The sequence below is a fragment of the Pseudomonas sp. AP42 genome, from assembly GCF_001728935.1.
GTDB lineage: Bacteria > Pseudomonadota > Gammaproteobacteria > Pseudomonadales > Pseudomonadaceae > Aquipseudomonas > Aquipseudomonas lactis.
Genome location: NZ_LYSO01000062.1, coordinates 1 through 13,867, shown reverse-complemented (window position 1 = coordinate 13,867; position 13,867 = coordinate 1). Strand labels below are relative to the sequence as shown.

The window sequence follows — 13,867 nt, the reverse complement described above, 5'->3', positions numbered from 1 at the left end:
ACAGAAAGTTTTGCCGGATCGGTTTATCGACGGTAAGTTGCGCGCCGGTTTTGTTGCCGGGCAACAACTTCAAGGCCCCAACTATTCAAGAGGACCTCCACTTGCCAATTTCTTTATTTCGCAAAGCCATGCTGGTGGGTGCAGGTATCACGCTGGCCGCCAGCGTGCAGGCCGCACCGACGGTGCATATTTATAACTGGTCGGATTACATCGGCCCCGACACCCTGGCCAACTTCGAAAAGGCCAGCGGTATCAAGCCCGTGTATGACGTGTTTGACTCCAACGAAACCCTGGAAGGCAAGTTGCTCGCCGGGCGCACCGGCTATGACGTGGTGGTGCCGTCCAACCATTTCCTGGGCAAGCAGATCAAGGCCGGGGCGTTCCAGAAGCTCGACAAGTCACTGCTGACAAACTACGCCAACCTCGACCCGGTACTGCTCAAGCGCCTGGAAAAGAACGACCCGGGCAACCAGTACGCGGTGCCGTACCTGTGGGGCACTAACGGCATTGGCTACAACGTCGACAAGGTCAAAGAAGTGCTGGGTGTCGACAAAATCGACTCCTGGGCTGTGTTGTTCGAACCGGAAAACATGAAGAAGCTGGCCACTTGCGGCGTGTCGTTCATGGACTCGGCCGATGAAATGCTGCCGGCGGTACTTAACTACATGGGCCTGGACCCCAACAGCACCAACCCGGCCGACTACAAGAAAGCCGAGGAAAAACTGCTGAAAGTGCGGCCCTACGTGACCTACTTCCATTCCTCAAAATACATCTCGGACCTGGCCAACGGCAACATCTGCGTGGCGGCCGGTTTCTCCGGCGATGTGTTCCAGGCCAAGGCTCGCGCAGCAGAGGCGGGCAAAGGCGTGAACATCGCCTACACGATTCCCAAAGAAGGCGGCAACCTGTGGTTCGACGTGCTGGCGATTCCCAAGGATGCCAGCAACGTCAAGGAAGCCCACGCCTTCATCAACTATTTGCTGCAGCCTGAGGTGATCGCTCAGGTCAGCGATCAAGTCGGTTACGCCAACCCTAACCCAGGGGCGGACAAACTGATGGAGCAATCGATACGCACTGACGCAGCGGTTTACCCACCGCAGGCGGTTCTCGAGCGGACATTCGTCAACTTTGAGCTACCCCCGAAAGTGCAGCGTTTAATGACCCGTAGCTGGACCAAGGTCAAGACGGGCAAGTAAGGCTCAAACTATCCAAGGCTGGCCCGCATTGGGCCGGCTGCACAGTTTTTTTTGGGAGTTTCGTAAATGGCAGTTGCCTCCGGCGCCTATAAGAAAGCCCTCGAGGGCGACCAGACACCGAAAAAGGTGCTGGTCAAAATCGACCGGGTCACGAAGAAGTTCGACGAGACGATTGCCGTGGACGATGTGTCCCTGGAAATCAAGAAAGGCGAGATCTTCGCCTTGCTCGGCGGTTCGGGTTCGGGCAAATCCACCTTGCTGCGCATGCTTGCAGGTTTCGAGCGCCCAACCGAAGGTCGCATCTACCTCGACGGTGTGGACATCACCGACATGCCGCCCTACGAGCGGCCGATCAACATGATGTTCCAGTCCTACGCCCTGTTCCCGCACATGACCGTGGCGCAGAACATCGCCTTCGGCCTGCAACAGGACAAGATCCCCAAGGCTGAAGTCGACGCACGCGTGGCCGAGATGCTCAAGCTGGTGCAGATGAGCCAGTACGCCAAGCGCAAGCCGCACCAGTTGTCCGGCGGCCAGCGCCAGCGTGTGGCGTTGGCCCGCTCCTTGGCCAAGCGCCCGAAACTGCTGCTGCTCGATGAGCCGATGGGCGCGCTGGACAAGAAGCTGCGCTCGCAGATGCAACTGGAGTTGGTGGAGATCATCGAGCGCGTTGGGGTGACCTGCGTGATGGTGACCCACGACCAGGAAGAGGCCATGACCATGGCCGAACGCATTGCGATCATGCACCTGGGCTGGATCGCCCAGATCGGCAGCCCCATCGATATCTACGAAACCCCCACCAGCCGCCTGGTGTGCGAGTTCATCGGCAACGTCAACATCTTCGACACCCAAGTGGTGGACGACGCTGAAGGCCACGCGGTGCTCAAGTGCCCGGACCTGGACCGCGACATCTACGTGGGCTACGGCATCGCCACTTCGGTGGAAGACAAGTCGGTGACCTACGCCATTCGCCCGGAAAAGCTGCTGGTGACCACCGAAATGCCGACCTGCGAGCACAACTGGTCCAGCGGCAAGGTGCACGACATCGCCTACCTGGGCGGCCACTCAGTGTTCTACGTGGAGCTGCCGAGCGGCAAGCTGGTGCAGTCCTTCGTCGCTAACGCCGAACGCCGTGGCCAACGCCCAACCTGGGGTGACCAGGTGTACGTATGGTGGGAAGACGACAGCGGCGTGGTACTTCGCTCATGAACATGAAGAAATTCAAGCGGCGCTTGGATCGCATCGTGCCCAATGGCAAGCAGGTGGTCATCGGGATTCCCTTCCTCTGGCTGTTCCTGTTTTTTGCACTGCCGTTTTTCATCGTGCTGAAAATCAGCTTTGCCGAAGCCGATGTGGCGATCCCGCCCTATACCGAGATCTATACCTACGTTGAGCAAAAGCTGGAGGTGGTGCTGAACCTGGCCAACTACAGCTTGCTGGCGGGCGACGAGTTGTACATTGCCGCTTACCTTGGCTCGTTGAAGATGGCGTTTTTCAGCACGCTGCTGTGCCTGCTGATCGGCTACCCGATGGCCTACGCCATCGCCACCGCGCGCAAAGAGATGCAGACCGTGCTGGTGCTGCTGATCATGATGCCCACCTGGACCGCGATCCTGATCCGGGTGTATGCGTGGATGGGCATCCTCAGCAACAACGGCCTGCTCAACGGCTTTTTGATGTCCATGGGCTTGATCAACGAGCCACTGCAGATCCTCAACACCAACATCGCGGTGTACATCGGTGTGGTCTATTCGTACCTGCCGTTCATGATCCTGCCGCTGTACGCCAACCTGGTGAAGCACGACCAGAGCCTGCTGGAAGCCGCTTCCGACCTGGGGTCGAGCACCTTCAACAGCTTCTGGAAAATCACCGTGCCGCTGTCCAAGAACGGCATCATCGCCGGTTGCATGCTGGTGTTTATCCCGGTGGTGGGCGAGTTCGTGATTCCTGAACTGCTCGGCGGCCCGGAAACCCTGATGATCGGTAAGGTGTTGTGGCAAGAGTTCTTCAACAACCGTGACTGGCCGGTGGCGTCTGCCCTGGCGGTGGTGATGCTGGCGATCCTGATCGTACCGATCATCCTGTTCAACCGCAGCCAAGCCAAAGAGTTGGAGGGCAAGATATGAAGCGCTTTCGTTTCTCCAGCTTCATGCTGGTCGCAGGGTTGTTGTTCATCTACCTGCCGATGTTGATCCTGGTGATCTACTCGTTCAACGAATCCAAACTGGTGACGGTGTGGGGCGGATGGTCGATCAAGTGGTACGTGGGCCTGTTGGACAACACCCAGTTGATGGGCTCGGTGGCCCGCTCCCTGGAAATCGCCTGCTACACGGCGGTGGCGGCGGTGGCGTTGGGTACCCTGGCAGCCTTCGTGCTGACGCGCATCAGTCAGTTCAAGGGCCGCACGCTGTTCGGCGGCCTGGTGACGGCGCCGTTGGTGATGCCGGAAGTGATCACCGGTCTGTCGCTGTTGCTGCTGTTCGTGGCCATGGCGCAGATGATCGGCTGGCCCCAGGAGCGTGGCATCGTCACCATCTGGATCGCCCACACCACCTTCTGTGCGGCGTATGTGGCGGTGGTGGTGTCGGCGCGCTTGCGTGAGCTGGACCTGTCGATTGAAGAAGCAGCGATGGACTTGGGCGCACGGCCGTGGAAGGTGTTCTTCCTGATCACTATCCCGATGATTGCGCCGTCGCTGGCGGCGGGCGGGATGATGTCGTTCGCGCTGTCCCTGGACGACCTGGTACTGGCCAGCTTCGTGTCGGGCCCCGGTTCCACCACCTTGCCGATGGAAGTGTTCTCTGCGGTGCGCCTTGGGGTTAAACCCGAGATCAACGCCGTGGCGAGCCTGATTCTGTTGGCGGTGTCGCTGGTGACCTTCCTGGTGTGGTTCTTCAGCCGTCGGGCCGAAGAACATCGCAAGAAGGCCATTCAGCAGGCAATTGAAGAAGCGGCGGCGGATGGCTGGCAACAGCCGGACAAACGCCGGACGCCAGCACCGGTCTAACTGCCGGAACAGGGTGAAAATGTGGGAGCTGGCTTGCCTGCGATGGCGGTGTATCAGTCACTTATTAGGTGCTGACCCACCGCCATCGCAGGCAAGCCAGCTCCCACAGTAGTTTTGCGGTGCTTATAAAATCGGGTTTCAGTCAGCCCACGGCGACGTGCGGATCACCTGCACAAAATTCATCGGCTTGAACCCAGGCTCCTGGTCCACCAGCACATCGGTCTTCACGTTGCCAAACGTGGTCTGCGGGCGATGGCGCAAGCCGTCGGCGAACGCGCAGATGATGCACTCCTTGAACCCTTCACCCCGTGGATGTGCATGCACCACCGCTTCGCGCTGCACGCTGCTGAACGCGGCGTAGTCCATGCCCAGTACGTCCATCTCCACACCAGCGGTCACCAGCGCTACGGTGGGGCGCAGGTGTTTCGGCACGCCTGGCGTGGTGTGCAGGGCGATGGACAACCACACTTGTTCGATATCGTCATCGCTCAACCCATAAGGCTTGAGGAACGCGGCGGCGGCGTTGGCGCCGTCCACTTCGAAACGCTCATCGTCACTGCGGTGGCCTTCCACCAGGCCCAAGTCATGGAACATCGCGCCAACGTAGAGCAACTCCGGGTTGTAGGCCAATTGCTTGCGCTCACCGCTCAAGGCGCCGAACAGGAAGACCCGGCGCGAATGGTGGTAGAGCAGGTCGGACTCGACGTCACGGATGTATTCGGTGGTGGCCCTGGCCAAGGCGCTGTCAGGAATCTGGATACCGGCTATGGTGGTGCTCATGGTGGATCTCCTCTGGAAAGATTCCAGTCTGGTCCCATGACCCTGGAGCGGCTATCACCACAGGGAGGCGATCCCGGCCAATGTGCCGCCACATCGTGCCAAGCATGTAGGCGATCCCCTGTGGGAGCTGGCTTGCCTGCGATAGCATCACCTCGGTGTACCTGAGGTACCGAGTCGTCTGCATCGCAGGCAAGCCAGCTCCCACAAGGGGGGGCGCGTTTATCCAGTTGGAAAAAGGTGTTTGTGAGTATGGGCAAAACCGTTGCCATCCTGATCTTCCCCGGGGTCCAGTCGCTGGACGTGACCGGGCCGATGGATGTGTTCTGCGAGGCCAACCGCTTCCTGGCGCCCGAGGATCACTATCGGCTGGAAGTGCTCGGCTTCGGCCACGGCGCCATGGCGGCCTCCAACGGTTTGTCATTGCAGGCGCACAAGCACTACAGCGAAGCTCGGCAACCCTACGACCTGCTGCTGGTCGCCGGTGGCCCGCAGTTACCGTTCGACGATTTCGGCCCCGAGTTTGACGCCTGGCTGCGCACTGCCGCCGCTAAGGCACAGCGCTTCGGCTCGATCTGCAACGGCGCCTTTATGCTGGCCCGTGCGGGCCTGCTGGACGGCAAGACCGTCACTACTCACTGGAACGACGCCGCCAGCCTGGCGCGCCTGTGCCCCTCGGCCCAAGTCGAAGCCGACCGTCTGTATGTGCAGGACGGCAAGCTCTACACCTCCGCCGGGGTCACGGCAGGTATCGACCTGTCGTTGTACTTGCTGGCCCAGGATCACGGCCCGGAAGTCGCGCTGAGCGTGGCCAAGCGCCTGGTGGTGTTCACCCAGCGCTCGGGCGGGCAATCGCAGTTCAGCCCATTCCTCACGCCCCATGCCGAAACCACCTCGGCGGTGGCGCTGGTGCAGCTGTACGTGTTGGCCAATCTGACGGGAGACTTGACCATTGCCGACCTGGCCAAGGCGGCCAATATGAGTGCGCGCAATTTCTCCCGGGTGTTTGCCCGTGAAGCGCGGATTACGCCAGCGGAATTTGTCGAGAGGGCGCGCGTGGATGCGGCGCGGGTGATGCTTGAAAGCAGCCACGCACCGCTTAAAACCGTGGCCTATCAATGCGGCTTTCGCGACGCCCAGCACATGCGCAGTGTGTTCAACCGCCGGCTGGGCGTCACGCCGCAACAGTTCAGGCTTAACTTTGCGGCGCCGGTTTGAGCGTGTCGTAGGCTTCCAGGGCGCGCAGCGAGTAGATATAGGCCGCGCCTGCATTCAGCGAGATCGCGGTGGCCAGCGTGGCCGCCACTTCTTCGCGGGTTGCCCCGGCCTTGATGGCGGCGTCGGCATGTACGCCGATGCAACCGTCGCAGCGGGTGGTGATCGCCACGGCGATGGAAATCAGTTCACGGGTCTTGGCGTCGAGTACATTGTTTTCCTCGGCAGCTTCCCCCAGCGCCATGTAGGCTTTGACCATCTTCGGGTTGCTCTTGCCCAGTGAGCCAAAGGCTTTCTTCACGGTAGGCAGCAAGTCGGACCAGTTATTGAACATTGCAGTGACTCCTGAACAGGTTGGGTGTGAAGCCAGTCTGCGCCGTTCAGGGCTGGGGCTATTGTTCAATCCGCTCATCTTTTTGACCGATATTCGCAAATGAATGCCATCGACACCCTTATCGCGCTGGCCAACCTGCGCGGCAGCCTGGATTTGCGTTGCCAGTTCCAAGGGAACTGGGCGCTGGACCATGCGCCGGAAAACCTCGGCGTGGCGCCGTATCACATCGTGCTCAGCGGCACCTGCCGCGCCGAGTTGTCTGGCGGGCAGTGTGTGACGCTGGAGGAGGGCGATATCCTGCTGATGCCCGGTGGCGGTACCCACCTGCTGCGCAGCCAGGGCGCGCGCATCCGCCCGATGCAGCCTCGCGTTATCGACGGTGGGGTGCTGACCGTGCACCGTTTGGGCGGCGAACAGCCGGATGTGGATATGCTGTGTGGCAGCTTTCACTACAACCGCCAGTCGCTGTTGTTCGATGCGTTGCCGGACTATCTGGTGGTGTCCAGCCGCCAGTGGCAGGGTGATGGGCAATTGGCGGCGTTGATCGCCTTGCTGCGCAGCGAAGCGGACGGGCAGCAATTGGGCGCCCGTTCGTTTATCAATGCGCTGTCTTCAGCCCTGTTCACCTTGATCCTGCGCAGTTGGTTGAGCGACCAGGCGCCAGTGGCGGGTACCTTCGCCTTGCTCGCTGACAAGCGCTTGAGCAAGGCCTGGCAAGCCATGCTGGCTGAGCCTGGGCATGAGTGGACCATCGACAGCCTGGCGTTGGCGGCCAGCATGTCCCGCGCCACCTTTATGCGTGCGTTCGTCAAAGTGGCAGGCGTATCGCCCTGGGTGCTGCTCACTCAGTTGCGTATGGAGAGGGCGTTCAACCTGCTGCGTCAGTCACGCCTGAGCCTGATCGATATCGCCGCCCAGGTGGGGTATCAGTCCCAGGCGGCATTCAGCAAGAAATTCAAGGACACCTACGGCCAAGCGCCAGGGCGCATGCGGGCAGGCTAGCCCCATGCCTGCAGGCGCGAGCTTGCTCGGGAAGAACGCACAGGCGCCGCGTTCATTCAGGAAGCGCGCGTTAGCGTTGACGTTTTCGCGAGCAAGCTCGCTCCTACAGACAGGGGGTCGGGTAGGTTGGTCCTTATCGGGCGGGCAGCAGTTTCAAGGTGCCGCGGGTATTGGCCGTCACTTCCTCGTCACTGAAGTGCGCCTGCTCGTACCTTCCCTCGATATAGCTCTGCGCCTGGTCGCCATAGTGCGTATCAAACGGCACGCCGCTTTGCCCCACCGGGTTGATGGTGAGGGCGTGGGTCGGGTCGGCGAAGTCGATCAGGCGTCGTGTCGACGGGCCGTAGGTCACCGGCCACGGTGCCGGGCCAATTGGGGCGGTCTGGTTGTTTGGCACTTCGTGGCTGCCCGGCGCCGGGAACGGGCCGACGTTGAAGATCTTATCCAGCGGCTTTTGCAGGCCCAGCGGGTGGCCGTGGGTCAGGGTGTGCGCCTTGCCCCACTGCCACTGCGTCGGGTCATCGCCGAACGTCGCCTTGAGGTGGGTCAGGCTGTTGTGCCAGGCGAGCTTGACGGTGTCGGCCCGATTGCCGTTCCACCAGGGTGAGTCTGCCGATGCGGCCAGGCGGGGCAAGGCGGCGTCGATCACGCGGGTGCCGAGCAGGGTCTTGAACAAGGCATCGCCGAGTTTGGGGTGAAAGGTCGCGTCGCTAAGGTTGAACAGCAACTGGTTGAACAGCGTGGCACTGGTGGAGTCCAGCGGGTAGTCACCCTTCCAGTTGGCAAGCTGCTCCACCAATTTGAGCTGCGCCGGGTCCTTGACCACCTCGCGCAGCACCGGCAACAGCGGTGCCAGCAGGCGCGGGCCATGGGCGGTGGTGGTGCCCAGTTGCAGGGCCTGGCTGTTGGTCACATCCCACTTCACGCTTGTGTCGCTCAACTGCGCGTTCAGCTGCTGGCCGCGATCAGCCAGGTTGTAATAGCCGGGGATCGGCATGCCGGTGGGCGATGCCGGCTGGGCATTGGCGGACACCACATAGCCGCGCGGCGGATTTTCTTCCTGGGGGTTGGCACTGAAGGGGTAGAAACCCAGCTTGTCGGCTTGGGCGGTACTGCCGTCGAGGACGAACGCCGGGTTGACGCCAGCCGGGCGGATCGGCAACTGCGCCGCCGCCCACCAGCCGATATCGCCCTTGGCATTGGCCCACACGATGTTCAGGCCCGGCGCCGAGACCTTCGCGGCCGCGGCACGCGCCTTGGCCAGGGTATCGGCACGGTTGAGCTGATAGAAACCATCGAGGATCGGGTTTTCGCTGTCGAGGAACGCCCACCACATGGCAATTGGTGTGCTGCCGGCGTTCTCACCGAGCACGTCGTTGATGATCGGGCCGTGGGGCGAGCGGCGCAGGGTGAGGGTCACCGGCGCCTGGCCCTTGACCTGGATCTGCTGCTCGCTGCTGCTCATGTCCACCCATTGGTCGTGATACCAAACCTGGTTGGGGTTGTTTGGGTTGACCTTCTCGGCGACCAGGTCGAGGTCGTCGTTCTGGAACATGGTCAGGCTCCAGCCGAAGTCCTGGTTGTGCCCCAGGAACGCCACCGGTACCAGCGCGTTGTGGTAGCCGTACAACTCAAAGCCTGGCGCCGACAACTGCGCTTCGTACCACACCGAAGGCACCGAAAAACGGATATGCGGATCACCCGCCAGCAACGGCTTGCCGCTTTGGGTATGGCTGCCGCTGACGGCCCAGGCATTGCTGCCTTCGAACTGCGGCAGGCCGTTATCGGCCAGGGCCTGTTCGCTCAGGGCGGCGATGGCGCCAAGGGTCTGCCAGTCGCTGGCCGCCAGATTGAGGGCGCCCTTGGGTTGCCAGTCCAGATCGAAGACCTTCAAGTAGTCGCTGCCCAGCCGGTCGCGCACATACGTCAGCACCGGCTCGGTGCGAAAGGCGGCGGCAAAGCTGTAGGCCATGTACCCGGCGACGCTGATGCTGTCTTCGGCGGTAAACGGGCGCTTGGCGATGCCCAGCACATCGAACTCCATAGGGCTGGCGTGGCTGTCCTGATACTGGTTGATCCCGTCCAGGTAGGCTTGCAGGGCCTTGGACGAGGCTGAGCCAGGGTCCATGTGCTCCACGTAGCTCAAGGCACGCTCGCGAATGCGCAGGCTGCGAAACAGTTTGTCGGTTTCCAGCAGCTTGGGCCCCAGCACCTCGGCCAGCTCGCCACGGGCCAGGCGCCGCATGATCTCCATCTGGAACAGGCGGTCCTGGGCATGCACGTAGCCCAGGGCGCGGTACAGGTCGGCCTCATTCTCGGCGCGGATATGCGGTACACCACGGTCGTCGTAGCGCACCGTGACCGAGCCTTGCAGGTGCGCCAGCGTCACCGTGCCCTGGCGCGTAGGTTGTTTGCTGTAGACGTACCAACCGGCGCCCAGGGCGACCAGCACAATCAGCACCGCAAAAACCTGCAAGACGCGCTTCATGAACATTCCTTACCAGAGTGGGCGGACTACAGATCCTTAGGCCACGAACAATAGCAGCCTACCGCGAGAGTGTGAGTGGCATTCACCTCGCGTCCGGCTCCAAGGGCCTTGAGGATCGGCTCGATAAAACTGTTGCTGGCGTTGCACGTGAGGCCTTCGCTGTAGGGGCCGAAATACGCCAGCTTGCCGGTGCGATCCCAAATGCCCACGGCCGGGCTGGCGGGGATCTGGTCCGCGCCAGGCAGGGCATCAAGGACTTTCAGATGGCGCAGGTTCTCGGGCAACTGGCCGTGGCTGCCGGGTTTTTGCAGGGCATAGAACTCCACGCCCTGGGGCGCGTACTGCTCGATCAACTCGCCCAGGTGTTGCTGGTTACCGACATTGCACGGGCAGGCCGGGTCCCAGAAGTGCACCAGACGAATCGGGCCAGGGCCGCTGAGGGCGGCAGGCAGTTGCAGCGCATCGCCGGAAAATACCGCCGTGTGTTCGCTGAAGGCGCGTAGGTAGCGGCCCTGGAACCAGTCATACGCAGCCCACAGCACCCCCGCGCAGATAACCAGGATCAGGCTGGCGAACAGGGCATTACGGTAGGGCGGTCGCATTGGATGTATCCTCGCAGGTCGCGTAGCTTGCCATGCTTGTCCTGACAGATGAATATCGCAGCTCGATATTCATCTTCACCGCAAGTCTGGAAGCCTTTATGCCCGTCACCTTTGACCCTGATCATCTGCGCGAAAGCTTGCGCCCGCTGGTGGATGCGCAGCCGCTGTCAGCCGAGGCGAGGGTTTACCAGCGTTTCTACGGGCTCGACCTGGCCGCACGCCAGGTGCCGGCGGTGAGCCGCCTGGGGCGTTTTGAGGTGGATGGGTTTGAGGTGGTGGCCCAGGTCTGGTGGCCGCCGGCGCCGGTGGCGACGATGTTCCTGTTTCACGGTTTCTACGATCACATGGGGCTGTATCGCCATGTGGTGGAGTGGGCGCTGGACCAGGGCTTCGTGGTGATCGCCTGCGACCTGCCGGGCCATGGCTTGTCCAGCGGCGCACGCGCCAGCATCGATGACTTTGCGGTGTACCAGAGCGTGGTGCAGGCGTTGTTCGTCGAGGCCAAGGCGTTGCAATTGCCGCAACCCTGGCACCTGTTCGGGCAAAGCACCGGCGGCGCCATTGTGGTGGACCACTTGCTCAACCACGGCGCCCAAAGCCCGGCCCAGGGCAAGACCTTCCTGCTGTCGCCGTTGGTGCGGCCGCGTGCCTGGGGTTGGTCGCAGGTCAGCTATTACCTGCTGCGCCCGTTCGTCAAAGGCATCGCCCGGCGTTTCAGCGATAACTCCAACGACCCGGCGTTCAAGCCGTTCCTTGAAGCCGACCCGCTACAGCCTCGCCAATTGCCTACCGCCTGGGTGGGGGCGCTGGCGCGCTGGATCAAACGCATCGAAGCCGCACCGCGCAGCCCCCGGCGCCCGGTGATTGTGCAGGGCGAGGAAGATATGACGGTGGATTGGCAGCACAATCTGCAGGTGTTGCGGGGTAAGTTCGATCAGCCTGAGGTGTTGATGCTCAAGCGGGGTCGGCATCATCTGGCCAATGAAATTGCGCAGATTCGCGATGAGTACTTCAGTTTTCTCACCCGCCACCTGAAATAACGCAATCCAAATGTGGGAGCTGGCTTGCCTGCGATAGCGGTGTAACTGACAGATCGCAATCGCAGGCAAGCCAGCTCCCACAGGGTTTACTGCGTCAGGCTTGAGGTGCTCTGACCAACGGCAAGCCCTGCGCGAATGGCGGCAAGGGCGGCCTGGTAATACGCCTTACCCTCCGGCGACTCGGCAAAGGTGGCGAACTCTTCCAGCTCCGGGTCGGACAAATCCCGGTAGACATACAGCAAGGTGTTGTTCAAATCCTTGTCGATCTGCTGCATCAGCCGCTCGCGCTGGCCATTCAACATGCCTTGCGCCTGACCGCCGCCGAGCAGGCCGGGGATCATCTGGCTCAAGCTGTCGGCCGCCACGCCCGCAATCGCCAGGCTGACCTCGGCACCGGCCTCGCGGGCGGGCAGGGCCTGGGCCAGGTGGCCGATGATCAGGCTGCGGGTGGCATCGGCTTCGAGTTTGGGCAGGCCCTGGGCGTTTTTCGCCAGTTGGTCGCGGCGCGTGGCCAGCAACTCGGCGGCGACGATCTTGCGGCCCAGGGGCGATTGGAAAAACGCCAGGGCAGGTTTCGGGTCGGGCAAGTGCTTGCGCAGTTGCGCCTCGGCACGCTGGTCCATGGCCTGGGCGGCAAAGCGTTTATTGCTGTTGTCCACCAGCGCCTGGTACACCGCTGGCGGCAGGCTATTGCGGTAGCGCTGCTGGGCGGCACTGAGGGCGTCATTGAAGTGCGCACGTTGTTCGGCCCAGCCGGCGACCTTGTACAACTGGTCATGGCCGTCTGCCCAGGCGGGCAAAACGCAGAACATCAACACAGAAAAAAACAAACGACGCATAAGGACTCCTGTCAGTCGGCCACTATTGTCCGTGTCGGGCGTAGGATTTGTCGAGAAGTCCTATCAGTCACCTGACTAAAGTGTATTCGGACGCTCAACGGCGCTGTCGGATTTTCAGGCGTATGGATACTATGCGCGCCATGCAAATACCCCTCGATCACCCGCTGCTGCAACGCATCGTCGACGACCTGGCCGAAAAAGGCTGGTCGCAGCAAAATGGCTTCCTGCCCCAGGCTCTGACCCTGGAGCTGGCGGCTGAGTGCCGTAAACGTGCGGCGCAGGGTGAACTGGCGCCCGCAGCGGTAGGGCGTGGGCTGGCCCAGGAGATTCGCGAAGGCATTCGCGGTGACCATATCCAGTGGCTGGAGGAGGGTGACGCGCCTATCTGCGACACCTACATGGGCGTGATGGACGGCCTGCGCCTGGCGATGAATCGCAGCCTGTTCCTGGGCCTGGAAGATTTCGAAAGCCACTTTGCGATGTACCCGCCGGGGGCGTTTTACCTCAAGCATGTAGACCGTTTTCGCGACGACGACCGGCGCATGGTCTCGGCGGTGATTTACTTGAACGACGCCTGGCTGCCCGAGCATGGCGGCCAACTGCGCATGTACCTCAAGGGCGGCGTCGAATACGACGTGGTGCCCACCGGGGGTTGCCTGGTGGTATTCCTGTCGGGCGAGGTGCCCCACGAAGTCCTGCCCGCTACGCGCGAACGCCTGTCCTTGACGGGCTGGTTTCGCCGGCGGGGCAACGAGCCGTTTTGAGCATGGAAAAGATTCTGGTCAGCCGCTGCCTGCTCGGGCACAAGGTGCGCTATGACGGCGGGGCCAGCGGCCCATTCGACCAACTGGCAGCGTGGCAAGCTGAAGGCCGCGTGGTTGCCATTTGTCCGGAAGTGGCGGGCGGCTTGCCCACACCGCGGCCATCGGCCGAAATCCCAGGCGGGCAGGGGATCGACGTGTGGGAAGGCCGCGCCCAGGTGCTGACGGCCGATGGCGAAGACTTCAGCAACGCCTTCCTCGACGGCGCCCGCCAAGCCTTGGCGCTGGTGCAACGCCATCACATCCGCATCGCCATTCTCAAGGCCAACAGCCCGTCCTGCGGCAATCTGTTGACCTATGACGGCACCTTCAGTGGGGTGAAGGTCAGTGGCGAAGGCGTCACGGCGGCGCTGCTCAAGCGCCATGGTGTGCAGGTGTTCAGTGAGCTGCAGTTGCCTGAGGCGGCGGTGGCTCTCACGCAGCTTTAGAAACTTGCATAGATCAAATGTGGGAGCTGGCTTGCCTGCGATGACGGCCTGCCAGGCGACACAGTTGGATTGGGTGTATATCCATTGCTGCGGTAACGGCCACTTAGGGTTCCGCCCT

Annotated in this window: 14 protein-coding genes; 9 read left to right on the top strand and 5 right to left on the bottom strand. The window is 61.9% G+C overall.

Going from position 1 to position 13,867, the window contains the following annotated elements:
* The first annotated feature begins 101 nt into the window (after positions 1-101).
* From A7K61_RS19720 to A7K61_RS19705, 4 genes are all read left to right on the top strand, one after another.
* Positions 102-1,196 carry a polyamine ABC transporter substrate-binding protein gene (locus tag A7K61_RS19720; RefSeq protein WP_014720384.1) on the top strand — a complete coding sequence of 365 codons (1,095 nt, stop codon included), beginning with the start codon at positions 102-104 and terminating at the stop codon, positions 1,194-1,196.
* Between the two features lie 66 nt (positions 1,197-1,262).
* Positions 1,263-2,405: an ABC transporter ATP-binding protein gene (locus tag A7K61_RS19715; protein ID WP_003195240.1), complete on the top strand. Its 1,143-nt coding sequence runs from the start codon at positions 1,263-1,265 to the stop codon at positions 2,403-2,405.
* The gene (locus A7K61_RS19710) at positions 2,402-3,322 is read left to right on the top strand and encodes an ABC transporter permease subunit (protein WP_003195238.1); all 921 of its coding nucleotides are present in this window, start codon (positions 2,402-2,404) and stop codon (positions 3,320-3,322) included. Before A7K61_RS19715 ends, A7K61_RS19710 begins: the two co-directional genes overlap by 4 nt.
* Positions 3,319-4,203, top strand: a complete 885-nt coding sequence (locus tag A7K61_RS19705; RefSeq protein ID WP_069558180.1) for an ABC transporter permease subunit — start codon at positions 3,319-3,321, stop codon at positions 4,201-4,203. Before A7K61_RS19710 ends, A7K61_RS19705 begins: the two co-directional genes overlap by 4 nt.
* A 138-nt stretch (positions 4,204-4,341) precedes the next feature.
* On the opposite strand, the gene A7K61_RS19700 is transcribed toward A7K61_RS19705, so the two are convergent.
* Entirely contained in the window at positions 4,342-4,983 is a 642-nt protein-coding gene (locus A7K61_RS19700) for an HD domain-containing protein (protein ID WP_069558179.1), read from the bottom strand.
* Positions 4,984-5,232: 249 nt separating this feature from the next.
* Here A7K61_RS19700 and A7K61_RS19695 point away from each other — a divergent pair, with 249 nt between their 5' ends.
* A complete protein-coding gene (locus A7K61_RS19695) occupies positions 5,233-6,198 on the top strand; it encodes a GlxA family transcriptional regulator (RefSeq protein WP_047712030.1) in 966 nt (321 codons plus the stop codon).
* On the opposite strand, the gene A7K61_RS19690 is transcribed toward A7K61_RS19695, so the two are convergent.
* Positions 6,176-6,529, bottom strand: coding sequence for a carboxymuconolactone decarboxylase family protein (locus tag A7K61_RS19690; protein ID WP_034128991.1), 354 nt, complete (start codon positions 6,527-6,529; stop codon positions 6,176-6,178). The two genes, A7K61_RS19695 and A7K61_RS19690, sit on opposite strands and share 23 nt — an antisense overlap.
* A gap of 99 nt (positions 6,530-6,628) precedes the next feature.
* Between A7K61_RS19690 and A7K61_RS19685 the strand changes: the two genes are divergently transcribed.
* Entirely contained in the window at positions 6,629-7,531 is a 903-nt protein-coding gene (locus tag A7K61_RS19685) for an AraC family transcriptional regulator (RefSeq protein ID WP_044269675.1), read from the top strand.
* A 133-nt stretch (positions 7,532-7,664) separates the two neighbouring features.
* Here the strand turns inward: A7K61_RS19685 and A7K61_RS19680 are convergent, their stop codons facing one another.
* Complete coding sequence (locus tag A7K61_RS19680) at positions 7,665-10,019, bottom strand: penicillin acylase family protein (RefSeq protein WP_069558178.1); 2,355 nt, start codon at positions 10,017-10,019, stop codon at positions 7,665-7,667.
* Positions 10,020-10,045: 26 nt separating this feature from the next.
* Positions 10,046-10,621, bottom strand: coding sequence for a DUF6436 domain-containing protein (locus A7K61_RS19675; protein ID WP_032894642.1), 576 nt, complete (start codon positions 10,619-10,621; stop codon positions 10,046-10,048).
* A gap of 98 nt (positions 10,622-10,719) precedes the next feature.
* Here A7K61_RS19675 and A7K61_RS19670 point away from each other — a divergent pair, with 98 nt between their 5' ends.
* The gene (locus A7K61_RS19670) at positions 10,720-11,661 is read left to right on the top strand and encodes an alpha/beta hydrolase (RefSeq protein ID WP_047712027.1); all 942 of its coding nucleotides are present in this window, start codon (positions 10,720-10,722) and stop codon (positions 11,659-11,661) included.
* Between the two features lie 86 nt (positions 11,662-11,747).
* Here the strand turns inward: A7K61_RS19670 and A7K61_RS19665 are convergent, their stop codons facing one another.
* A complete protein-coding gene (locus A7K61_RS19665; protein ID WP_047712026.1) occupies positions 11,748-12,500 on the bottom strand; it encodes a DUF2059 domain-containing protein in 753 nt (250 codons plus the stop codon).
* A gap of 131 nt (positions 12,501-12,631) precedes the next feature.
* Between A7K61_RS19665 and A7K61_RS19660 the strand changes: the two genes are divergently transcribed.
* Both A7K61_RS19660 and A7K61_RS19655 read left to right on the top strand, forming a co-directional pair.
* Complete coding sequence (locus tag A7K61_RS19660) at positions 12,632-13,264, top strand: 2OG-Fe(II) oxygenase (protein WP_069558177.1); 633 nt, start codon at positions 12,632-12,634, stop codon at positions 13,262-13,264.
* 2 nt (positions 13,265-13,266) lie between these two features.
* A complete protein-coding gene (locus tag A7K61_RS19655; protein WP_069558176.1) occupies positions 13,267-13,749 on the top strand; it encodes a DUF523 domain-containing protein in 483 nt (160 codons plus the stop codon).
* Positions 13,750-13,867 lie beyond the last annotated feature (118 nt).

What these genes read in the sequence shown, in the direction of transcription:
- A7K61_RS19660 (WP_069558177.1), top strand. Translation starts at nt 12,632, where the DNA reads ATGCGCGCCATGCAAATACCCCTCGATCACCCGCTGCTGCAACGCATC.
- A7K61_RS19705 (WP_069558180.1), top strand. Translation starts at nt 3,319, where the DNA reads ATGAAGCGCTTTCGTTTCTCCAGCTTCATGCTGGTCGCAGGGTTGTTG.
- A7K61_RS19680 (WP_069558178.1), bottom strand. Translation starts at nt 10,019, where the DNA reads ATGAAGCGCGTCTTGCAGGTTTTTGCGGTGCTGATTGTGCTGGTCGCC.
- A7K61_RS19690 (WP_034128991.1), bottom strand. Translation starts at nt 6,529, where the DNA reads ATGTTCAATAACTGGTCCGACTTGCTGCCTACCGTGAAGAAAGCCTTT.
- A7K61_RS19700 (WP_069558179.1), bottom strand. Translation starts at nt 4,983, where the DNA reads ATGAGCACCACCATAGCCGGTATCCAGATTCCTGACAGCGCCTTGGCC.
- A7K61_RS19710 (WP_003195238.1), top strand. Translation starts at nt 2,402, where the DNA reads ATGAACATGAAGAAATTCAAGCGGCGCTTGGATCGCATCGTGCCCAAT.
- A7K61_RS19715 (WP_003195240.1), top strand. Translation starts at nt 1,263, where the DNA reads ATGGCAGTTGCCTCCGGCGCCTATAAGAAAGCCCTCGAGGGCGACCAG.
- A7K61_RS19655 (WP_069558176.1), top strand. Translation starts at nt 13,267, where the DNA reads ATGGAAAAGATTCTGGTCAGCCGCTGCCTGCTCGGGCACAAGGTGCGC.
- A7K61_RS19670 (WP_047712027.1), top strand. Translation starts at nt 10,720, where the DNA reads ATGCCCGTCACCTTTGACCCTGATCATCTGCGCGAAAGCTTGCGCCCG.
- A7K61_RS19665 (WP_047712026.1), bottom strand. Translation starts at nt 12,500, where the DNA reads ATGCGTCGTTTGTTTTTTTCTGTGTTGATGTTCTGCGTTTTGCCCGCC.
- A7K61_RS19675 (WP_032894642.1), bottom strand. Translation starts at nt 10,621, where the DNA reads ATGCGACCGCCCTACCGTAATGCCCTGTTCGCCAGCCTGATCCTGGTT.
- A7K61_RS19685 (WP_044269675.1), top strand. Translation starts at nt 6,629, where the DNA reads ATGAATGCCATCGACACCCTTATCGCGCTGGCCAACCTGCGCGGCAGC.
- A7K61_RS19695 (WP_047712030.1), top strand. Translation starts at nt 5,233, where the DNA reads ATGGGCAAAACCGTTGCCATCCTGATCTTCCCCGGGGTCCAGTCGCTG.